The sequence below is a fragment of the Prevotella sp. P6B1 genome (assembly GCF_000702825.1).
GTDB lineage: Bacteria > Bacteroidota > Bacteroidia > Bacteroidales > Bacteroidaceae > Prevotella.
Genome location: NZ_JNKF01000012.1, coordinates 489,927 through 512,424, shown reverse-complemented (window position 1 = coordinate 512,424; position 22,498 = coordinate 489,927). Strand labels below are relative to the sequence as shown.

Sequence of the window (22,498 nt, the reverse complement as noted above, 5' to 3'; positions counted from 1 at the left end):
CTCGCAAATCTGCGGGGTTTTTATTGTTTTATTTGTTGTTTTGTTCCTCTAGGTAGAACTTGGCATATTCAACGTAGTGCTTGGCGTTGTCTGTCTGCCCTGGACGGACGGGCTTGATATACTTGGCAGGTATGCCGCCCCAAATCTCGCCGGCAGGTATCTTGGTGTTCTGCAGCACCAGGGCACCAGCAGCTACGATGGCGCCTTCGCCTATCTCACAACCATCCAGCAGGGTGCTGCCCATACCAATCAAGGCGTTATCATGAATGGTGCAGGCATGCACGGTGACGTTATGCCCAATGGTAACATAGTTGCCGATATGCGTAGGACCAGTCTCATGGGTCACATGCACACAACTGCCATCCTGGATATTGGTGCTGTTGCCAATGGTGATAGGGGCCACATCGCCACGAACCACCGCATTGAACCATACAGAGCAGTTGTCACCCAGCGTGACATCACCCACGATGGTGGCGTTCTCGCTAAAATAGCAATCTCGCCCCCATTTGGGAGCGAGACCGCGATATGTTTTGATAAGAGCCATACCGATTACAGGTTAGCATTGTCCTTTGCCCAATCCTCAACAGCGGGGATGATACCAAGGCTGATGATCTCGTCGCGCATCTTCTGCAGGTGCTCGTAAGAAGCCTGGAGTGAAGCCATCTCCTCAGCTGTGCCCTCAGGCTCAGTGAAGTGAACACCGTCCTTGTCGATAACGGTAGGCATAGCCATCATTACATTCTTGAAACCGAATGCGTTTACATAGCAACCAGCAGGCCACTTGAAAGGCTCACCACCCATAGCACCCTCGATCATCTTAACAGCCTGATATGCGGGGCTCTGGAATGAAGAACGGCCACGGAGCTTAATGATGTTGCTACCACCCTGAGTAGTCATGTGCTTGATCTCAGCCCAACGCTCGTCAGAGAGAGGAAGCTCAGAGAGAGGCTTGCCATCGATGAGAGCTTTGCTGGCGAATACTGCCATCTGCTCACCGTGACCACCGTAGGTGTAAGCGTTTGTAACCTTATCCTGCTGTACACCGAACTCCTGAGCCAGCTGCTGCTGCAGACGGGTTGAGTCGAGAGCTGCCAGAGAGGTCAGCTGGTTAGGCTTCAAACCTGAGTGAATCAGAGCTGTAAGAGCTGTTACGTCAGCGGGGTTGAAGATAACTACCACGTGCTTAACGTCTGGGCAGTACTTCTTGATGTTCTCACCGAAGTCGGCTGCGATCTGGCAGTTGCCCTTCAGCAGGTCCTCACGGGTCATACCCTCCTTACGTGGAGCGCCACCTGAAGAGATGATGTACTTAGCACCTGTGAAAGCCTCCTTAGGATCTACAGTGTAAGAAATGTTTGCACCTGGGAAAGCGCAGTGGCACATCTCATCATATACACCATGAACACCTGGCTCATAGATATCATACAAACAAATGTTGGGAGTCAAGCCCAGCATCAACACACTCTGTACCATGTTAGAGCCAATCATACCACCGGCACCAACAATCACCAATTTCTCGTTAGTTAAAAAAGCCATAATTGTATTTTTATTATTGTTATTTTTAAAGTGCTGCAAAGTTACGAAAAAAGACTCATATATAGTGGATTTTTATTATTAATCTGTGTTAATCGTATGATTTTCTGCCAGTTATTTTGTACCTTTGTAATCTCGAAATTACAAAACACGATGATGATGACTGTAAATGAAAGAATTGAAGCTCTTCGCGAGGTGATGAAACGTGAACACCTTGCTGCGTTTATATTCCCCAGTACCGATCCGCATCAGGGCGAATATGTGCCCGATCATTGGAAGGGGCGCGAGTTTATCAGTGGCTTTAACGGCTCGACTGGTACAGCTGTGGTCACGATGGCTTCAGCAGCCTTGTGGACCGATTCGCGTTATTTCATAGCTGCCGAGGAACAGTTGCATGGCACTGAGTTCCAGCTGATGAAACTCAAGATGCCAGGCACGCCCACCATTGCTGATTGGATAGGTGAGGAGTGTGGTGCTGGTGCTGAGGTGGCTCTGGATGGTATGGTCAACTCGGCTAATGCCGTCAAAGAGCTGATTACCGATCTTCGTCAGCAGGGAGGTATCACGCTGCGTACTAATCTCGATCCTTTGGCGAAGATCTGGACTGATCGTCCTGCTATCCCAGAGAATGCTGTGGAGATTTTTCCTATGCGGTATGCAGGTGAGAGCTGTCATGACAAGATTGTCCGTATCCGCATGGCCTTGCGCGAAAAACATGCCGATGGTATGCTGATGTCGGCGCTCGATGATATTGCCTGGACGCTGAACCTGCGTGGCACCGATGTGCATTGCAATCCCGTGTTCGTAAGTTACTTGCTTATTTCGTCAAAAGAAGTTACCCTATATATAAATAAGGTGAAGCTTACACCTCAGGTTGAGGCTTATCTGCAAGCCGAAGGGGTAGGGGTGGCGCCTTACGAGGATGTGGCCAAAGGCTTGAAGGCATATTTCGAGTATAACATCCTGCTCGATCCTGATGAGGTGAACTATACGCTTTACAAACAGGTTACCCGCGAGATAGTTGAGGCAGAATCGCCTGTCAAGCGGATGAAGACCGTAAAGAATGCTACTGAAATAGCAGGATTTAAATCGGCAATGCTGAAAGATGGCATTGCGATGGTAAAGTTCTTGTGCTGGCTGAAACCTGCTGTTGAGGCTGGCGGACAAACGGAGATTTCGATTGACCAGAAACTCACCTCGCTCCGTGCCGAACAGCCTCTTTATCGCGACATCTCTTTCGATACTATCGCTGGCTATCAGGCACATGGAGCCATTGTACATTATGAGGCTACGCCTGAGACCGATATTCCCTTGAAGCCCGAAGGCTTCCTGCTGTTGGATAGCGGTGCGCAGTATCTGGATGGCACTACCGATATCACCCGCACCATTGCCCTCGGCCCTCTGACTGAGGAGCAGAAGCGTGTTTACACCTTGGTGCTCAAAGGCCATATTCAGATTGAACTCTGTAAATTCCCCAGCGGTGCCAGTGGTACCCAGTTGGATGTGCTGGCTCGCGAGGCCATGTGGCGCGAAGGCTTGAACTATCTTCACGGCACAGGCCACGGTGTGGGCACCTATTTGAATGTACACGAGGGGCCTCACCAATTCCGTATGGAGTGGAAGCCTGCCCCATTAGTAGCAGGTATGACCATCACCGATGAGCCAGGCATTTATCTCGAGAGCAAGTTCGGCGTTCGTGTAGAGAATACCCTGCTTATTACTCCTTATATGGAAACTCAGTTCGGTCAGTTCCTGCAGTTCGAGAGTCTTACCCTCTGCCCCATCGATACCACGCCGATTGTGAAGGAGATGTTGTTAGACGAAGAAATCGCTTGGCTCAACCAGTATCACCAGCGTGTTTACGATACCCTGTCGCCCCATCTGACAGCCGAAGAAGCCGCCTGGCTGAAATCCGCTTGTGCCGCGATATAGTAGATATTGCTTTGTCTGAAAATGGATACGATTCGCCTATACGCGAATGATTGTTTGCGTATAGGCGCACAGTCGTTTGGGTATAGGCGAATAATCGTTTGCGTATAGGCAAACGATAGATGAGTAGGCTTATTGTACCTGTTTAACTTACTGTTTGTACTTGTTAACCTTACTGCTTGTACCTTAAAACCTTAGGTGTGGTAGTATCAAAACATATGTTTTTGACTATCAGGAGGGTACGAAAACGCAAGAAATTACGTTTTATTTGATAAAAAACGTATAAAAACTTGGTAGTTTTGTAAAAAAGCTGTAACTTTGCACCCGCTTTTCGAGGCACTGGGCCCGGAAGCATTAAGTTTAATATAAATAATTTAAAGTAAAACAAATGATTATTGTACCAGTAAAAGAAGGCGAGAACATTGAGAAGGCTCTCAAGAAGTTCAAGAGAAAGTTCGAGAAGACAGGTGTTGTAAAGGAGCTGCGTCGTCGTCAGCAGTTTGACAAACCATCTGTACTGAAGCGCCTTAAGATGGAGCACGCTGTATACGTTCAGCAGCTTCGTACAAACGAGGAATAAAAAAGTTCCCCGAAAATTTGGTAGTTTCGAGAAATTTCCGTAAATTCGTACCCAAATACTAAAGGTTGCGATTTTATGATGATTAACCGGTTTCTGGACTACCTGCGCTACGAGCGGAATGCATCTCCGCAAACAGTGCAGACATACGAGGAAAGCCTGAGGGCATTTGAATCGTATCTGACTTTTAGGGATAATGATCTCTCTCTGGATTCGGCTGATACCGATCTGATCCGTGACTGGATGGAGAGTCTGATGGATAAAGGAAACTCTGCCTCAACGATTAACAAGAACTTGAGTGCACTGCGTTCCTTTTACCGCTTTGCCCTAAAGAGAAATCTGGTTAAGAAGGATCCGGCACATGCTGTGACGGGGCCAAAGAAATCAAAACCACTACCGCAATTCCTTCGCGAAGGAGAGATGGATCGTCTGCTCGACGGTATGGAGTGGGGTAGCTCATTTAATAATGTACGTGCGCGTACCATATTAATTCTATTCTACGAAGCCGGTTTGAGACGTTCTGAACTTGTAGGTCTGGATGATAAAGACGTGGATTTCGATGCGGCGCAATTGAAAGTAACGGGAAAAAGAAACAAGCAGCGTATCGTGCCTTTCGGGGCTGAGCTGGCCTCAGAGCTGCAGCGTTATCAGGCTGCGCGCCAGGAGGTGTTCGGTGAAACTGATGGTGCTTTGTTTCTGAGTGACAAAGGAGAGCGGATCTCGGGCGAACAGGTTTACCAGATTGTGCGCAAGTATCTGTCGATGGTTACCTCGCTGAAGAAGCGTTCGCCACATGTGCTGAGGCACACCTTTGCCACTGCCATGCTGAACAACGGTGCTGGGTTGGAGACGATCAAGAGTCTGCTGGGTCATGCCAGTGTTAGTACGACTGAGATTTATACCCACACTACGTTTGAGCAACTGAAACGAATTTATAAAGAGGCTCATCCGAGAGCCTGAACCCTTTTTATTAACTCTTTAAAAAATAGGAGGTAACTATGGAGATTTTGATTAAGTCGATTCACTTCGACGCTACCGAGAAGTTAGAGGCGTTCATCGAGAAGAAGGTCGCCAAGTTAGAAAAATCGTTTGAGGATATACAGAAAGTTGAGGTGCAGCTTAAAGTAGTCAAGCCCGCCACTGCTCAAAATAAGGAAGCAAGTCTTGAGGTTTTCGTTCCCGGAAACACGCTCTTTGTAGAGAAGACCTGCGACACTTTTGAGGAAGGAATCGACCTTTGTGTGGATTCGATGCGTGCTCAATTGACGAAATTCAAGGAAAAATTGAGAAATAGATAAAAAAAACTCGAAAAAGTTTTGGTAATTCAAAAATAAGTCGTAACTTTGCAGCCGTTTTCCGACAGGTCGTAAATCTGAAACAGAGAACGGCTGCTTAGAAAAGCCTCTTTAGCTCAGTTGGCCAGAGCACGTGATTTGTAATCTCGGGGTCGTTGGTTCGAATCCGACAAGAGGCTCAAAGTGATGAAATCGGGAGGATGGACGTTAGTCAATCCGCGTTCGCTCGGAAGAGCAACGGAACATGGGTGTTTTCCAGAGTGGCCAAATGGGGCAGACTGTAAATCTGCTGTCTTTCGACTTCGGTGGTTCGAATCCATCAGCACCCACTCAAGAGATGTTTGCGGAAATAGCTCAGTTGATAGAGCACTAGCCTTCCAAGCTGGGGGTCGCGGGTTTGAGCCCCGTTTTCCGCTCAAAGAACATGCTGTAATAGCTCAGTGGTAGAGCACTTCCTTGGTAAGGAAGAGGTCCTGAGTTCAACTCTCAGTTACAGCTCTCTTGGTCTAGAAGGAGGAAACTGAAAATTCAGAATTAATAAACATTTAATAGACAAGTAAAATGGCAAAAGAGAATTTTGTGCGCACCAAACCGCACGTAAACATCGGTACTATCGGTCACGTTGACCACGGTAAGACAACTCTGACAGCTGCTATCACAACTGTGCTGGCTAAGGCTGGTCTCTCTGAGGTTAAGTCATTCGATCAGATTGACAACGCTCCCGAGGAGAAGGAGCGTGGTATCACTATTAACACCGCTCACGTTGAGTACGAGACAAAGACTCGTCACTACGCTCACGTTGACTGCCCAGGACACGCTGACTATGTAAAGAACATGGTAACTGGTGCTGCTCAGATGGACGGTGCTATTCTCGTAGTAGCTGCAACTGATGGTCCTATGCCTCAGACTCGTGAGCACGTTCTGCTCGCTCGTCAGGTAAACGTTCCACGTCTGGTTGTATTCCTGAACAAGTGTGATATGGTTGAGGACGAGGAGATGCTGGAGCTCGTTGAGATGGAGGTTCAGGAGATTCTTGCTCAGTATGAGTTCGAGGATGATACTCCAATTATCCGTGGTTCTGCTCTTGGTGCACTGAACGGTGTTGCTAAGTGGGAGGAGAAGGTAATGGAGTTGATGGATACCTGTGACACATGGATCCAGGAGCCACCACGCGCTACTGACAAGCCATTCCTGATGCCTGTTGAGGACGTATTCTCAATCACAGGTCGTGGTACTGTAGCTACTGGTCGTATCGAGACTGGTGTTATCCACGTAGGTGATGAGGTTGAACTGCTCGGTCTTGGTGAGGACAAGAAGTCAGTTGTTACTGGCGTTGAGATGTTCCGCAAGATTCTTGATGAGGGTCAGGCTGGTGATAACGTAGGTCTGCTGCTCCGCGGTATCGACAAGAACGAGATCAAGCGTGGTATGGTACTCTGCCACCCAGGTCAGATCAAGCCATTCAAGAAGTTCAAGGCTTCTATCTACGTTCTGAAGAAGGAAGAGGGTGGTCGTCACACTCCATTCGGAAACAAGTATCGTCCTCAGTTCTACCTCCGCACCATGGACTGCACAGGTGAGATTTCACTGCCCGCAGGTGTTGAGATGGTAATGCCTGGTGATAACGTAGAGATCACTGTAGAGCTGATCTACGCTGTAGCTCTGAACCCAGGTCTGCGTTTCGCTATCCGTGAGGGTGGTCGCACAGTAGGTTCTGGTCAGATCACAGAGGTTTACGAGGACTAATCCTCTGAACCTTCCAGATAACTGGAGTTCTAGTCACACTAGATAAAACCAAGCCCCCGTTTTCGGGCGGGGGCTTACTTACGGGAATAGCTCAGTTGGTAGAGCATCGGTCTCCAAAACCGAGGGTCGTGGGTTCGAGTCCTCCTTCCCGTGCTAAATAAGAAATAATATGTTTAAGAAGTTTATCGATTATTGCAAAGCTTGTTATGACGAGCTCGCACATAAGACAACATGGCCTTCTCGCAAAGAGTTGACTCATAGTGCAGTAGTGGTGCTTTCAGCATCGCTTATTATTGCTTTGGTAGTATGGGCTATGGACTTTGTGTTCAAGTCGGTAATGAGTATGGTTTATCCCGGTTAATATAACGCAAGAGAAATGGCTCAGTCAGGAATGAAATGGTACGTACTTCGCGCTGTTAGCGGTAAAGAGGCTAAGGTAAAAGAATACCTTGAGGCTCTGATGAAGCGTGACTCTTTCCTCCAGTCAAATGTAGGTCAGGTGTTACTGCCTACCGAGAAATATGCTCAGTTGCGTAACGGTAAACGTGTGGTAAAGGAAAAATTGTTCTTGCCTGGTTATGTGTTGGTAGAGGCTAACCTTCAGGGTGAGATGGCACACACGCTGCGCTTTATGCCTAATGTGTTAGGCTTCCTGGGTGGTCTGGATAATCCTACCCCCGTAAAGCAGAGTGATATTAACAGAATCCTTGGTAATGCCGAGGAGACGGAGATTAAGAGTGAAGAGATTGCTGTTCCTTACGCTGTGGATGAGGCAGTGAAGGTAACAGATGGACCTTTCAGCGGATTCAGTGGAATTATCGAAGAGGTGAATGCCGAGAAGCACAAGCTGAAAGTGATGGTTAAGATTTTCGGCCGCAAGACTCCCTTGGAGCTTGGGTATAATCAAGTGGAAAAGGAATAGGGTGGAATGTTACGGTTCGCCCGTTCTTATATACTGTCGATGGAGGCTTCCACTCCTGAGGCTTATATAACAAAATTCAATTAATAACAAACAGAAATGGCTAAAGAAGTTGCTGGATTAATCAAATTACAGATTAAAGGTGGCGCTGCGAATCCCTCACCTCCAGTAGGACCTGCACTGGGTTCTAAGGGAATCAATATTATGGGATTCTGCAAAGAGTTCAACGCCAGAACCCAGGATAAGGCAGGAAAGATTATTCCTGTTGTTATCACCTACTACACTGACAAGTCATTCTCTTTCGAGCTGAAGACTCCTCCCGCAGCTGTACAGCTGAAGGAAGCTGCTAAGCTGAAGAGCGGTTCTGCCGAGCCCAACCGTAAGAAGGTTGCCAAGGTAACTTGGGATCAGGTTCGCGCTATTGCCGAAGACAAGATGAAGGACTTGAACTGCTTTACCATCGAGTCGGCTATGAAGCTGATTGCAGGTACAGCGCGTAGTATGGGTATCACTGTAGAAGGGGAGTTCCCTGGTAAATAATTAATAACTTCAATTAAGACAATGAGTAAACTGACAAAAAATCAAAAGTTGGTCGCTGAGAAGGTTGAAGCAGGGAAAGCATACTCTTTGAAGGAAGCCGCCGCTCTGGTGAAGGAAATTACCACCACCAAGTTCGACGCTTCAGTAGATATCGATGTACGCTTGGGTGTTGATCCACGTAAGGCTAACCAGATGGTTCGTGGCGTTGTTTCGCTGCCTAACGGAACTGGTAAGGTGACACGTGTGCTCGCTCTCTGTACTCCTGATCAGGAGGCTGCTGCTAAGGAAGCAGGTGCCGACTATGTTGGTCTCGATGAATATATCGAAAAGATCAAGGGCGGTTGGACAGATGTTGATGTTATCATCACAATGCCTTCTTGTATGGGTAAGCTCGGTCCTCTCGGCCGTGTGCTCGGTCCTCGTGGCCTGATGCCAAACCCCAAGAGTGGTACTGTTACTATGGATGTTGCTAAGGCAGTTAAGGAAGTTAAGCAGGGTAAGATTGACTTTAAGGTTGATAAGGCCGGTATCGTGCACACATCAATCGGTAAGATCAACTTCAACGCTGATCAGATCTTTGAGAATGCTAAGGAGTTCATCTCTACCATTATCAAGCTGAAGCCCGCCGCTGCTAAGGGTACATACATTAAGAGTATCTTCCTCTCAAGTACAATGAGCATGGGTATCAAGGTAGATCCTAAATCAGTTGAATAACTCGTTAAAAGATTAGACAAATGAAAAAGGAAGTAAAAGATACTATCATTGCAGAACTTGGTGAGAAGCTGAAGGCATATCCTCATTTCTATCTTGTTGACCTTGCCGGTCTCGATGCCGCTAAGACAAGCGAGCTCCGTGAGAAGTGCTTCAAGAATGAGATTAAGTTGCTGATGGTGAAGAATACTCTTCTCCAGAAGGCATTCGAGGCTTCAGAAATCGACTTCTCTCCACTTTATGAGTGCTTGAAGGGTAACACAGCTGTTATGTTCGCACAGACAGCTAACGTTCCTGCTAAGCTGATCAAGGAGTACAAGAAGGAAGGTATCCCCGCCCTGAAGGGTGCATATGCTGAGGAGAGCTTCTTCGTAGGTGCTGACAAGCTTGATGAGCTCGTAGCAATCAAGAGCAAGAACGAACTGATCGCCGAGGTTGTAGCTCTGCTGCAGTCTCCTATCAAGAATGTTGTTTCTGGCTTGAACGCCGGTGGCAAGGTTCACGGTCTGCTTGACGCTATCGCTGAGCGTAACAAATAAGCGAAATAAGTAACATTAACATTAAAAACAATTAAAATTTTAAATAAAATGGCAGATATTAAAGCTATTGCAGAAGAGTTGGTAAATCTTACTGTAAAAGAAGTTAATGAGTTGGCAACTGTCCTGAAGGACGAGTATGGAATTGAGCCCGCCGCTGCAGCTGTTGCTGTTGCTGCTGGTCCTGCTGCAGCTGGTGCTGCTGATGCAGCTGAGGAGAAGACTTCATTCGACGTAGTTCTGAAGTCAGCCGGTGCTGCTAAACTGCAGGTTGTAAAGGCCGTTAAGGAGGCTTGTGGTCTTGGTCTGAAAGAGGCTAAGGATCTCGTAGACGGTGCTCCTGCTACCGTTAAGGAGGGTCTGAGCAAGGAAGAGGCTGAGAACCTGAAGAAGACCATCGAGGCCGCTGGTGCCGAGGTTGAGCTGAAGTAATCAGTTACAAACAAATAGCAATCGGTTAGGGACTCCCCAGTAGGGGGTTCCTAGCCTTTTTATTTAAATTATAATTTATGGCTTCAAAAATAATAGATAACAGAGTAAACTTTGGCAGCGTCAAAAATCCGATGCCATTCCCGGATTTCCTTGATGTGCAATTAAAGTCGTTCAAAGACTTCCTGCAGTTGGATACTCCGCCTGAGGAACGCAAGAATGACGGCTTGTATAAGGTGTTCGCTGAGAACTTCCCTATCACCGACACACGTAATAATTTCGTTCTTGAGTTCTTGGATTACTATATCGACCCGCCCCGTTACAGCATCGATGAGTGTTTGGAGCGCGGTCTGACATATAGCGTGCCCCTGAAGGCTAAGCTGAAACTGTATTGTACTGATCCGGATCATGAGGATTTCGGTACGGTGATTCAGGACGTGTTCCTGGGTCCCATCCCTTACATGACCGCTAATGGTACTTTCGTTATCAATGGAGCCGAGCGCGTAGTCGTTTCACAGTTGCACCGTTCACCTGGCGTGTTCTTCGGACAGAGCGTACATGCTAACGGTACCCTGCTGTATTCGGCACGTGTTATCCCATTCAAGGGTTCATGGATCGAGTTTGCTACCGACATCAATAATGTGATGTATGCATATATCGACCGTAAGAAGAAGTTGCCCGTAACAACACTGCTGCGTGCTATCGGTTTCGAGGCCGATAAGGACATCCTGCAGATCTTCAACCTGGCCGAGGAGGTTAAGGTTAACAAGAAGAGCCTGAAGGCTGTGATTGGCTGCAAGCTGGCTGCCCGCGTACTGAAGAGCTGGAACGAGGACTTCGTTGATGAGGATACTGGCGAGGTAGTTTCAATCGAGCGTAACCAGATGATCATGGAGCGTGAGACTGAGATTACCGAGGAGAACATGATGGAGATTCTTGAGAGTGGCGCACAGACAATTCTGGTGCACAAGGATGCCTCTGTTGCTTCTGACTACAGCATCATCTTCAACACACTGGCCAAAGACCCATCAAACTCTGAGAAGGAGGCTGTGCTCTACATCTATCGTCAGTTGCGTAATGCTGACCCTGCCGATGATGCAAGTGCACGTGAGGTTATCCAGAACCTGTTCTTCTCTGACAAGCGTTACGATCTGGGTGATGTTGGTCGTTATCGTATCAACAAGAAGCTTGGTCTGAACACCGACATGGATGTTCGCGTACTGACCAAGGAGGATATTATTGAGATTATCAAGTATCTGATTCAGCTGGTTAACTCGAAGGCTACCGTCGATGATATCGACCACCTGTCAAACCGTCGCGTACGTACCGTTGGTGAGCAGCTGGCTAATCAGTTCTCTATAGGTCTGGCTCGTATGAGTCGTACCATCCGTGAGCGCATGAACGTTCGTGATAACGAGGTGTTTACACCAACCGATCTGATTAACGCCAAGACTATCTCGAGCGTTATCAACTCGTTCTTCGGTACTAACCCACTGTCGCAGTTCATGGACCAGACCAACCCTCTGGCCGAGGTTACTCACAAGCGTCGTCTCTCTGCCCTGGGTCCTGGTGGTCTGTCTCGTGAGCGTGCCGGATTCGAGGTTCGTGACGTACACTATACACACTATGGTCGTCTGTGTCCTATTGAGAGCCCTGAGGGACCAAACATCGGTCTGATCTCGTCTCTGTGTGTATATGCTAAGATTAATGAGCTCGGATTCATCCAGACTCCTTACCGTAAGGTAGAGAATGGTGTGGCCGATCTGAGCGACAATGGTATTGTTTACCTGACAGCCGAAGAGGAGGCTGAGCACATCATCGGTCAGGGTAATGCACCTCTGAATGATGATGGTACATTTATCCGCTCGGTAGTTAAGTGTCGTCAGGATGCTGACTTCCCTGTTGTTCCACCTTCACAGGTTGACCTGATGGATGTATCGCCACAGCAGATTGCCTCTATCGCCGCTTCGTTGATTCCTTTCTTGGAGCACGACGATGCTCACCGTGCACTGATGGGATCAAACATGATGCGCCAGGCTGTACCTCTGCTTCACAACGAGGCTCCTATCGTAGGAACTGGTATTGAGAAGCAGGTTTGTGAAGATTCACGTACGATGGTTACCGCTGAGGGTGACGGTGTGATTGAGTATGTTGACGCAACCACTATCCGTATCCTCTACGATCGCACCGACGATGAGGAGTTCGTAAGCTTCGAGCCCGCTCTGAAGGAGTATCGTATTGCTAAGTTCCGTCGTACCAACCAGAATATGACCATCGACCTGCGTCCTATCTGTGAGAAGGGACAGCGTGTAAAGGCCGGTGATATCCTGACTGAGGGTTATGCTACTGAGGATGGTGAGTTGGCTCTGGGCCGCAACCTGCTGGTAGCCTATATGCCTTGGAAGGGTTACAACTATGAGGATGCTATCGTACTTAACGAGCGTATTGTTCGTGAGGACGTGCTTACCTCTGTACACGTGGATGAGTACTCACTCGATGTACGCGAGACCAAGCGTGGTGTTGAAGAGTTCACAGCTGATATTCCTAATGTCAGCGAGGAGGCAACCAAGGATCTGGACGACAACGGTGTAATCCGTGTTGGTGCCCGTGTTGAGCCAGGCGATATCCTGATTGGTAAGATTTCACCTAAGGGAGAGAGTGATCCTTCACCTGAGGAGAAGCTGCTCCGTGCTATCTTCGGTGACAAGGCCGGCGATGTGAAGGATTCTTCACTCAAGGCAAATCCATCACTGAGTGGTGTGATTATCGATAAGAAGATGTTCCAGCGCGCCATCAAGGACCGTAAGTCTAAGCAGCAGGATAAGATCGTGCTCGCTAAGATCGACGAGGAGTATGAGGCAAAGGTTGAGGACCTGAAGGATATCCTGATCGACAAGCTCCTCGAGCTGACTAAGGGTAAGACTTCACAGGGTGTGAAGGACTATACCGGTGCTGAGATCATCACCAAGGGTAGCAAGTTCACTGCTACTGCTCTGCGTAATCTGGAGTATGGTGATATCCAGATCAGCAACTGGACCAGCGATGAGCACAAGAATGGCTTGATTGCCAAGCTGATCATCAACTTCATGAAGAAGTACAAGGTGCTCGATGCTGAGATGAAGCGTAAGAAGTTTGCCATCACCATCGGTGACGAGCTGCCCAATGGCGTTCTCCAGATGGCTAAGGTATATGTTGCTAAGAAGCGTAAGATCGGCGTAGGTGATAAGCTTGCCGGACGTCACGGTAACAAGGGTATCGTTTCTAAGGTTGTTCGTCAGGAGGATATGCCATTCCTCGAGGATGGTCGTCCTGTAGACTTGGTACTGAACCCTCTGGGTGTGCCTTCTCGAATGAACCTCGGTCAGATCTTCGAGGCTATTCTGGGTGCTGCCGGTAAGCGTCTGGGTGTTAAGTTTGCTACACCTATCTTCGATGGTGCTAAGCTTGACGACCTGGCAGAGTGGACTGACAAGGCAGGTCTGCCACGTCTCTGCTCTACCCACCTTTATGACGGTGAGACCGGTGAGCGTTTCGACCAGCCTGCTACAGTAGGTATCACCTACTTCCTGAAGCTCGGTCACATGGTTGAGGATAAGATGCACGCCCGTTCAATCGGTCCGTACAGCTTGATTACCCAGCAGCCTCTTGGTGGTAAAGCCCAGTTCGGTGGACAGCGTTTCGGAGAGATGGAGGTTTGGGCCCTTGAGGCCTTCGGTGCTAGCCATGTGCTCCAGGAAATCCTGACTATCAAGTCTGATGATACCGTAGGACGTTCTAAGGCCTACGAAGCAATTGTGAAGGGTGAGCCGATGCCAACACCTGGTATCCCTGAATCTCTGAATGTGCTCTTGCACGAGTTGCGTGGTCTTGGTTTGAGTATCACACTTGATTAAAGGTAAATAAGTACAAACGAAAAAAGTAAAATTGACATATGGCTTTCAAGAAAGATTCAAAAATAAAGAATAATTTCACGAAGATTACCATCGGACTTGCTTCGCCCGAAGAGATCTTGGAGAGCAGCTTCGGTGAGGTTACCAAGCCTGAGACCATCAACTATCGTACCTATAAGCCTGAGCGCGATGGTTTGTTCTGCGAGCGCATCTTCGGTCCTACTAAGGACTATGAGTGTGCCTGCGGTAAGTACAAGCGCATCCGTTATAAAGGTATTGTCTGCGACCGTTGTGGTGTCGAGGTAACTGAGAAGAAGGTTCGTCGTGAGCGTTCTGGTCACATCGAGCTCGTTGTGCCCGTTGCTCATATCTGGTATTTCCGTAGTCTTCCTAATAAGATCGGTTATCTGCTTGGTCTGCCCACTAAGAAGCTCGATGCAGTTATCTACTACGAGCGCTACGTGGTTATCCAGCCAGGTGCGATGGCAGGTAGAAAGGACGCAGAGGGCAACGATGCCCTGGGTGCCAACCAGTACGACCTGCTGTCAGAAGATGAGTACACCGAAATCATTGAGAATCAGCTTTCGCCCGATAACGAATATCTGGATGATAGCGATCCTAATAAGTTCATCGCTAAGATGGGTGCTGAGGCCATCTACGATCTGCTGACTCGTATCGACCTCGATTCACTGTCGTACGAACTGCGTGACCGTGCCAACAGCGATTCATCAGTACAGCGTAAGAACGAGGCTCTGAAGCGTCTGCAGGTTGTTGAGGCCTTCCGCAGCAGTGTGGAGAAGGGTATCAACCGCCCAGAGTGGATGATCATGAAGATTATCCCTGTGACTCCTCCTGAGCTCCGTCCTCTGGTACCACTGGATGGTGGACGTTTCGCTACTTCTGACTTGAACGACCTCTATCGTCGCGTTATCATTCGTAACAACCGTTTGAAGCGTCTGATGGAGATCAAGGCTCCTGAGGTGATTCTCCGCAACGAGAAGCGTATGCTGCAGGAGGCTGTCGACTCACTCTTCGACAACTCTCGTAAGTCGAGCGCTGTGAAGAGCGATAGTAACCGCCCTCTGAAGTCACTCTCAGACTCGCTGAAAGGTAAGCAGGGACGTTTCCGTCAGAACCTGTTGGGTAAGCGTGTTGACTACTCTGCCCGTTCGGTTATCGTTGTAGGTCCTGAGCTGAAGATGGGTGAGTGCGGTCTGCCTAAGTTGATGGCTGCCGAGCTTTACAAGCCATTCATCATCCGTAAGCTCATCGAGCGCGGTATCGTGAAGACCGTAAAGAGCGCTAAGAAGATTGTTGACCGTCGTGAGCCGGTTATCTTTGATATCCTGGAGAATGTGATGAAGGGTCACCCCGTTCTGCTGAACCGTGCACCAACACTGCACCGTCTGGGTATCCAGGCTTTCCAGCCTAAGATGATTGAGGGTAAGGCTATCCAGCTCCACCCACTGGCTTGTACCGCGTTCAACGCCGACTTCGATGGTGACCAGATGGCTGTTCACCTTCCACTGAGTAATGAGGCTATCCTTGAGGCTCAGCTGCTCATGCTGCAGAGCCATAACATCCTGAACCCTGCCAACGGTGCTCCTATCACTGTGCCTTCACAGGATATGGTGCTTGGTCTGTACTACATTACCAAGATTCGTCCAGGTGCTAAGGGTGAGGGTCTGACTTTCTACGGTCCTGAGGAGGCTATCATTGCTTACAACGAAGGTAAGTGTGAGCTGCATGCTCAGGTGAAGGTGGTTGTCGACGATATCGTTGACGGTAAGCCCGAGCGTCATATGGTAGAGACTTCTGTTGGTCGTGTCATTGTAAATGGCATCGTTCCAAAGGAGGTTGGCTATGTTAATAAGATTATCTCTAAGAAGAGTCTGCGCGACATCATCGCTGCTGTTATTAAGAATGTAGGTTTCGCTGAGGCTTGTGAGTTCCTTGATGGTATCAAGAACCTCGGTTACCGCATGGCTTATCTGGCAGGTCTGTCGTTCAACCTCGATGATATCATTATTCCTAAGGAGAAGGCAGAGCTGATTGCCAAGGGTAATGAGGAGGTTCAGCAGATTACTGACAACTATAACATGGGATTCATCACCGACAACGAGCGTTATAACCAGGTTATCGATACCTGGACCCACGTCAATAACGATATCGGTAACATCCTGCTGAAGCAGATGACCGAGGCCGACCAGGGATTCAACGCTGTATTCATGATGCTTGACTCTGGTGCCCGTGGTAGTAAGGACCAGATCAAACAGCTCTCTGGTATCCGTGGTCTGATGGCTAAGCCTCAGAAGGCAGGTGCCGAGGGACACCAGATTATTGAGAACCCAATCCTTTCTAACTTTAAGGAGGGTATGTCAGTGCTCGAGTACTTTATCTCTACTCACGGTGCTCGTAAGGGTCTGGCTGATACGGCCATGAAGACTGCCGACGCCGGATATCTGACACGTCGTCTGGTTGACGTATCTCACGATGTGATTATCACCGAGGAGGACTGTGGAACACTCCGTGGTCTGCAGTGCACCGCTCTGAAGAATGGCGATGAGGTTATCTCAAGTCTGTCTGAGCGTATCCTGGGTCGTGTATCTGTTCACGATGTCATCAATCCTAAGACTGGTGAGGTGATTGTAGAGGCCGGTGAGGAGATCACCGAGAGCATCGCCGACGCTATCGAGGCTTCTGATATCGAGACCGTTGAGATCCGTTCAGTGCTGACCTGTGAGTCGAAGAAGGGTGTCTGCATGAAGTGTTACGGACGTAACCTTGCTACCCGTCGCATGGTTCAGAAGGGTGAGGCTGTTGGTGTGATTGCTGCTCAGGCTATCGGTGAGCCAGGTACACAGCTGACACTTCGTACGTTCCACGCCGGTGGTGTGGCTGCCAACGCCGCTGCCAATGCCAGCATCGTATCTAAATATGAGCGCGCCATGATCGAGTTCGAGGAGGTACGTACCGTACCATTCGACGAGGATGGTCGTGAGTGTCAGATGGTTGTCAGCCGTCTGGGTGAGATGCGCTTTGTTGATCCCAATACCAAGATCGTGCTCTCTACCGTTAACGTTCCTTACGGTTCTTCACTCTACTTCAGTCATGGCGACGAGGTTGCCAAGGGCGACAAGATCGCTCAGTGGGACCCATTCAACGCCGTTATCGTTACCGAGTATGCTGGTACCCTGAAGTTCAATGATGTGATCGAGGGTGTTACCTTCCGTGCTGAGACCGACGAAACAACTGGTCTGACCGAGAAGATCGTTACCGAGTCGCGTGATAAGCTGAAGGTGCCTACCTGTGATGTCATCGGTGCTGACGGTGAGGTCATCGGAACATATAACTTCCCTGTGGGTGGTCACGTAGTTGTTGAGGACGGTCAGACTGTTAAGACTGGTGAGACCCTCGTTAAGATTCCACGTGCAGCTGCTAAGGGTGGTGATATCACCGGAGGTCTGCCTCGTGTAACCGAGCTCTTCGAGGCTCGTAACCCATCTAACCCCGCAGTTGTATCTGAAATCGACGGTGAGGTCACCATGGGTAAGGTTAAGCGTGGTAACCGTGAGATCATTGTCACCTCTAAGACAGGTGAACAGCGTAAGTATCTCGTATCACTGTCTAAGCAGATCCTGGTACAGGAACACGACGCCGTTCGTGCCGGTACTCCTCTGTCTGATGGTGTGATCACTCCTGGCGATATCCTCGCCATCAAGGGCCCCACCGCTGTTCAGGAGTATATCGTGAACGAGGTTCAGGACGTTTATCGTCTGCAGGGTGTAAAGATCAACGACAAGCACTTTGAGATCATCGTTCGTCAGATGATGCGTAAGGTACAGATTAACGAGCCTGGTGATACCTCATTCCTCGAGCAGGAGATTGTTGATAAGCTCGACTTCGCTGAGGAGAACGATCGTATCTGGGGTAAGAAGGTTGTTACCGATGCTGGTGACTCAGAGAACTTGCAGAAGGGTCAGATCGTTACCGCTCGTAAGCTGCGTGACGAGAACTCTATGCTGAAGCGTCGTGACCTCCGTCTGGTTCAGGTTCGTGATGCCGTTCCCGCTACATCTACCCAGATTCTGCAGGGTATCACCCGTGCTGCCCTCCAGACCAAGTCGTTCATGTCGGCTGCATCGTTCCAGGAGACCACTAAGGTGCTCAACGAGGCTGCTATCCGCGGTAAGGTCGACCACTTGGTAGGTATGAAGGAGAACGTAATCTGCGGTCACCTGATTCCTGCTGGTACTGGTCTGCGTGAGTTCGAGAAGATTGTTGTAGGCTCAAAGGAGGAATATGAGCGCATTCAGGCTAACCGCAAGAATGTTCTCGACTTCGCTGAGGAGACAATTCTCGAGGAGAAATAAGGACTTCCTTGTTCAGATATAATGCAAGAGTGCTGTAATCTGTTTACAGCACTCTTTTTTCTGTTTAATGGAAAGTTTTAATCTTAATAATTTCAAAAATAGTTATACTTTGTTAAATAGTGGCGTCTGGTCGACTTTTTAACGATATAAGTTAGGTGGAATCGGAAAATAGTTGTACCTTTGCAGCCCGAAACGCCTATATTGAGCGAGATAGGGCGTATAAAGCGCTGATTATAAACAAAATAACATATATAAATTAAAAAAGTTAAGTATTATGCCTACAATTTCACAATTGGTAAGAAAAGGCAGAAAGGTAATTGTTGACAAGTCGAAGTCACCTGCTTTGGATAACTGTCCTCAGCGTCGTGGCGTCTGCGTACGTGTGTACACAACAACTCCTAAGAAGCCTAATTCGGCTATGCGTAAGGTAGCCCGTGTTCGTCTGACAAATCAGAAGGAAGTTAACTCTTACATCCCTGGAGAGGGACACAACCTGCAGGAGCACTCAATCGTGCTTGTTCGCGGTGGTCGTGTAAAGGACCTGCCAGGTGTACGTTATCACATCGTTCGTGGTACTCTTGATACCGCTGGTGTTGCTAACCGTACACAGCGTCGTTCAAAGTATGGTGCTAAGCGTCCTAAGGCTAAGAAGTAAATGACCGGAGATGGTCAGTCAGGCCAAAAAAGAAAAGAAATTTAATCCGTTTTGCTGGAGACTATGTTATAAGGTTGAGTAAATGTCCGAGCGAAGGACGTTGAAGAACAAGTAAGAACAGCCCTCAAGCAGAATTTTAATTCAAAAACAAAATGAGAAAAGCAAAACCCAAGAAGCGTGTGATCCTTCCCGATCCCGTATTCAACGACCAGAAGGTGTCTAAGTTTGTAAATCACCTGATGTTTGATGGTAAGAAGACCAAGTCGTACGAAATCTTCTACAATGCACTGGAGACAGTGAAGACCAAGATGAGCAATGAGGAGAAGTCTGCCCTTGATATCTGGAAGCAGGCTCTTGATAACATCACTCCACAGGTAGAGGTAAAGAGCCGCCGTATCGGTGGTGCTACTTTCCAGGTACCTACAGAAATCCGTCCTGACCGTAAGGAGAGCATTTCAATGAAGAACATGATTCAGTTCGCTCGCAAGCGTAGCGGTAAGTCAATGGCTGACAAGCTGGCTGCTGAGATTATGGATGCTTTCAACAACCAGGGTGGTGCCTACAAGCGTAAGGAGGATATGCACCGTATGGCTGAGGCTAACCGCGCATTTGCTCACTTCCGTTTCTAATTAATAAGGTAAGAAGTTAAAAGGATACAAAACAATGGCAAACCGCGATTTACATTTAACAAGAAATATCGGTATTATGGCTCACATCGATGCCGGTAAGACAACCACTTCTGAGCGTATCCTGTTCTACACAGGTAAGACTCATAAGATTGGTGAGGTACACGATGGAGCTGCTACCATGGACTGGATGGCTCAGGAGCAGGAGCGTGGTATTACTATCACATCTGCTGCTACCACCTGTAACTGGAACTACAACGGTAAGCAGTATAAGATCAACCTGATCGATACTCCGGGACACGTTGACTTTACCGCTGAGGTAGAGCGTTCACTGCGTGTGCTCGATGGAGCTGTTGCTACTTACTCTGCTGCCGACGGTGTTCAGCCTCAGTCTGAGACTGTATGGCGCCAGGCCGACAAGTACAACGTACCCCGTATCGGTTACGTTAACAAGATGGACCGCTCAGGTGCTGACTTCTTCGAGACTGTTCAGCAGATGAAGGACATTCTGGGTGCTAACCCTGTTGTTATCCAGGTGCCCATCGGTGCTGAGGAGAACTTCAAGGGTCTGGTTGACCTGATCAAGATGAAGGCTATCCTGTGGCACGATGAGACCATGGGTGCTGAGTACGATGTTGAGGATATCCCTGCCGACCTTGAGGCAGAGTGCGACGAGTGGCGTAACAAGCTGCTCGAGGCTGCCGCAGAGTACGACGAGGCTCTGATGGAGAAGTACTTCGACGATCCTAACTCAATCACTGAGGAGGAGATCATCGCAGCTATCCGTAAGGGTACTATCTCAATGGCTTGTACTCCTATGTTGCTCGGTTCTTCATATAAGAACAAGGGTGTACAGCCTCTGCTCGACTACGTATGTGCATTCCTGCCCGCACCTGTTGACGTAGAGGTTATTAAGGGTACTAACCCCGATACCGATGAGGAGGAAGATCGTAAGCCTTCTGAGGACGAGCCTACTTCGGCTCTGGCCTTTAAGATTGCTACCGACCCATACATGGGCCGTCTGGTATTCTTCCGTGTTTACTCTGGTAAGATCACTGCCGGATCATACGTTTACAACCCACGTTCGGGTAAGAAGGAGCGTATCAGCCGTCTGTTCCAGATGAACTCAAACAAGGAAATTCCTATGGAGAGCATCGACGCTGGTGATATCGGCGCAGGTGTAGGTTTCAAGGATATCCGTACTGGTGATACCCTCTGCTCTGAGGATGCACCTATCGTTCTGGAGTCAATGAGCTTCCCAGATACTGTGATCTCTATCGCAGTTGAGCCTAAGTCTCAGGCCGACGTTGCTAAGCTCGACAACGGTCTTGCTAAGCTGGCCGAAGAGGACCCAACATTCACCGTACGTACCGACGAGCAGAGTGGTCAGACCATTATCTCTGGTATGGGTGAGCTTCACCTCGATATCATTATCGACCGTCTGAAGCGTGAGTTCAAGGTTGAGTGTAACCAGGGTAAGCCTCAGGTTAACTACAAGGAGGCCATCACCAAGACTGTTAACCTCCGTGAGGTTTACAAGAAGCAGTCGGGTGGTCGCGGTAAGTTCGCTGATATCATCGTAAACGTTGGTCCTGTTGACGACGATTGGGATATCGCTAAGGACGGCGGTCTGCAGTTCGTTAACGAGGTTAAGGGTGGTAACATTCCTAAGGAGTTCATCCCATCTATCCAGAAGGGATTCGAGAACGCTATGAAGAATGGTATCCTCGGTGGTTACCCAATGGATTCACTGAAGGTTACTGTACTCGACGGTTCGTTCCACCCCGTTGACTCTGACCAGCTCTCATTCGAGATCGCTGCTCTGCAGGCATACAAGAACGCATGTGCTCAGGCTAAGCCCGTACTGATGGAGCCTATCATGAAACTCGAGGTTGTAACACCTGAGGAGAACATGGGTGACGTTATCGGTGACCTGAACAAGCGTCGTGGCCAGGTAGAGGGTATGGAAGAGGCTCGTAGCGGTGCCCGTGTCGTTAAGGCTCAGGTGCCCCTGTCAGAGATGTTCGGTTATGTAACCGCTCTGCGTACCATCACCTCTGGTCGTGCTACCAGCTCAATGGAGTACGATCACCACGCTCCTCTGTCAAGCTCTATCGCTAAGACAGTTCTGGAGGAGGTTAAGGGCCGTGCCGACCTCGTATAAAGAAAACAAATGGGTGCTGCTGAGCAAATGACTCTTTAGCAGCACCTCCTTTTAAATAACAATTAAACAATTAAAACGACAATGAGTCAGAAAATTCGTATCAAGCTGAAGAGCTACGACCACAAACTCGTAGACAAGTCAGCCGAGAAGATTGTGAAGGCTGTTAAGGCCACAGGTGCTATCATCAGCGGTCCTATTCCCCTTCCTACACACAAGCGTATCTACACCGTTAACCGCTCTACCTTCGTTAACAAGAAGGCTCGTGAGCAGTTCCAGCTCTCAGACTACAAGCGTCTGATCGACATCTACAGCTCAACTGCTAAGACTGTTGATGCTCTGATGAAGCTCGAGCTCCCCAGCGGTGTTGAGGTTGAGATCAAGGTATAGTTTTTACTTTATCTGATTATAAAGCAGCGTATCTCTCAAGGATACGCTGCTTTTTTGTTCCTATGCCTGAATAATCGTTAAAACGATAGAGAACTAATTAATTTAGTTTAAAAACTATAGCTTTTAGTTGTATATAACGAAAACTTTTAGTTACTTTGCGCTCAAATTGTGATATCAACGAGTAGATT

Annotated in this window: 19 protein-coding genes and 5 tRNA genes; 22 read left to right on the top strand and 2 right to left on the bottom strand. The window is 48.5% G+C overall.

From position 1 onward, the window contains the following. Positions 1-28: 28 nt before the first annotated feature. Entirely contained in the window at positions 29-544 is a 516-nt protein-coding gene (locus tag T495_RS0109065) for a gamma carbonic anhydrase family protein (protein WP_033148359.1), read from the bottom strand. 5 nt (positions 545-549) lie between these two features. Next, the gene (locus T495_RS0109060) at positions 550-1,536 is read right to left on the bottom strand and encodes a malate dehydrogenase (protein ID WP_033148358.1); all 987 of its coding nucleotides are present in this window, start codon (positions 1,534-1,536) and stop codon (positions 550-552) included. 156 nt (positions 1,537-1,692) lie between these two features. Between T495_RS0109060 and T495_RS0109055 the strand changes: the two genes are divergently transcribed. The 22 genes from T495_RS0109055 to rpsJ all read left to right on the top strand — a co-directional run bounded on the left by T495_RS0109055 (position 1,693) and on the right by rpsJ (position 22,310). Continuing rightward, complete coding sequence (locus T495_RS0109055; RefSeq protein WP_033148468.1) at positions 1,693-3,465, top strand: aminopeptidase P family protein; 1,773 nt, start codon at positions 1,693-1,695, stop codon at positions 3,463-3,465. A gap of 385 nt (positions 3,466-3,850) precedes the next feature. Further along, positions 3,851-4,042: a 30S ribosomal protein S21 gene (rpsU, locus tag T495_RS0109050; RefSeq protein ID WP_028902393.1), complete on the top strand. Its 192-nt coding sequence runs from the start codon at positions 3,851-3,853 to the stop codon at positions 4,040-4,042. Positions 4,043-4,117: 75 nt separating this feature from the next. After that, positions 4,118-4,999 carry a site-specific tyrosine recombinase/integron integrase gene (gene xerA / locus T495_RS0109045; RefSeq protein WP_028902392.1) on the top strand — a complete coding sequence of 294 codons (882 nt, stop codon included), beginning with the start codon at positions 4,118-4,120 and terminating at the stop codon, positions 4,997-4,999. A gap of 38 nt (positions 5,000-5,037) precedes the next feature. Further along, positions 5,038-5,337, top strand: a complete 300-nt coding sequence (gene hpf / locus T495_RS0109040) for a ribosome hibernation-promoting factor, HPF/YfiA family (RefSeq protein WP_028902391.1) — start codon at positions 5,038-5,040, stop codon at positions 5,335-5,337. 102 nt (positions 5,338-5,439) lie between these two features. Then, a tRNA-Thr gene (locus tag T495_RS0109035) sits at positions 5,440-5,513 on the top strand. Between the two features lie 67 nt (positions 5,514-5,580). Then, a tRNA-Tyr gene (locus T495_RS0109030) sits at positions 5,581-5,663 on the top strand. Positions 5,664-5,677: 14 nt separating this feature from the next. After that, a tRNA-Gly gene (locus tag T495_RS0109025) sits at positions 5,678-5,750 on the top strand. 10 nt (positions 5,751-5,760) lie between these two features. After that, positions 5,761-5,832: transfer RNA gene (locus T495_RS0109020), tRNA-Thr, on the top strand. A 63-nt stretch (positions 5,833-5,895) separates the two neighbouring features. Then, positions 5,896-7,080: an elongation factor Tu gene (gene tuf, locus T495_RS0109015; protein ID WP_028902390.1), complete on the top strand. Its 1,185-nt coding sequence runs from the start codon at positions 5,896-5,898 to the stop codon at positions 7,078-7,080. Between the two features lie 80 nt (positions 7,081-7,160). Then, positions 7,161-7,233, top strand: a tRNA-Trp gene (locus T495_RS0109010). A 16-nt stretch (positions 7,234-7,249) separates the two neighbouring features. Next, positions 7,250-7,441, top strand: a complete 192-nt coding sequence (gene secE, locus T495_RS0109005; RefSeq protein ID WP_013063860.1) for a preprotein translocase subunit SecE — start codon at positions 7,250-7,252, stop codon at positions 7,439-7,441. Between the two features lie 15 nt (positions 7,442-7,456). Beyond that, positions 7,457-8,002, top strand: a complete 546-nt coding sequence (nusG, locus tag T495_RS0109000) for a transcription termination/antitermination protein NusG (protein ID WP_028902389.1) — start codon at positions 7,457-7,459, stop codon at positions 8,000-8,002. Between the two features lie 96 nt (positions 8,003-8,098). Further along, a complete protein-coding gene (gene rplK, locus T495_RS0108995; protein ID WP_028902388.1) occupies positions 8,099-8,539 on the top strand; it encodes a 50S ribosomal protein L11 in 441 nt (146 codons plus the stop codon). A gap of 21 nt (positions 8,540-8,560) precedes the next feature. Further along, a complete protein-coding gene (gene rplA / locus T495_RS0108990; protein ID WP_028902387.1) occupies positions 8,561-9,253 on the top strand; it encodes a 50S ribosomal protein L1 in 693 nt (230 codons plus the stop codon). A 20-nt stretch (positions 9,254-9,273) separates the two neighbouring features. Then, positions 9,274-9,789 (top strand): 50S ribosomal protein L10, encoded by a 516-nt coding sequence (gene rplJ, locus T495_RS0108985; protein WP_033148357.1) that lies wholly within the window; start codon positions 9,274-9,276, stop codon positions 9,787-9,789. Positions 9,790-9,837: 48 nt separating this feature from the next. Beyond that, complete coding sequence (gene rplL, locus T495_RS0108980) at positions 9,838-10,218, top strand: 50S ribosomal protein L7/L12 (RefSeq protein ID WP_013063286.1); 381 nt, start codon at positions 9,838-9,840, stop codon at positions 10,216-10,218. A gap of 77 nt (positions 10,219-10,295) precedes the next feature. Next, a complete protein-coding gene (gene rpoB / locus T495_RS0108975; RefSeq protein ID WP_028902385.1) occupies positions 10,296-14,108 on the top strand; it encodes a DNA-directed RNA polymerase subunit beta in 3,813 nt (1,270 codons plus the stop codon). A 38-nt stretch (positions 14,109-14,146) separates the two neighbouring features. Next, positions 14,147-18,478, top strand: a complete 4,332-nt coding sequence (rpoC, locus tag T495_RS0108970) for a DNA-directed RNA polymerase subunit beta' (protein ID WP_033148356.1) — start codon at positions 14,147-14,149, stop codon at positions 18,476-18,478. Between the two features lie 274 nt (positions 18,479-18,752). Next, on the top strand, positions 18,753-19,133 hold the full coding sequence (rpsL, locus tag T495_RS0108965; RefSeq protein ID WP_013063973.1) for a 30S ribosomal protein S12: 381 nt from the start codon (positions 18,753-18,755) through the stop codon (positions 19,131-19,133). A 152-nt stretch (positions 19,134-19,285) separates the two neighbouring features. Then, on the top strand, positions 19,286-19,762 hold the full coding sequence (rpsG, locus tag T495_RS0108960; RefSeq protein ID WP_028902383.1) for a 30S ribosomal protein S7: 477 nt from the start codon (positions 19,286-19,288) through the stop codon (positions 19,760-19,762). A 34-nt stretch (positions 19,763-19,796) separates the two neighbouring features. Continuing rightward, entirely contained in the window at positions 19,797-21,923 is a 2,127-nt protein-coding gene (fusA, locus tag T495_RS0108955; protein ID WP_028902382.1) for an elongation factor G, read from the top strand. An 81-nt stretch (positions 21,924-22,004) separates the two neighbouring features. Next, positions 22,005-22,310 carry a 30S ribosomal protein S10 gene (rpsJ, locus tag T495_RS0108950; protein WP_013064715.1) on the top strand — a complete coding sequence of 102 codons (306 nt, stop codon included), beginning with the start codon at positions 22,005-22,007 and terminating at the stop codon, positions 22,308-22,310. Positions 22,311-22,498: the final 188 nt, after the last annotated feature.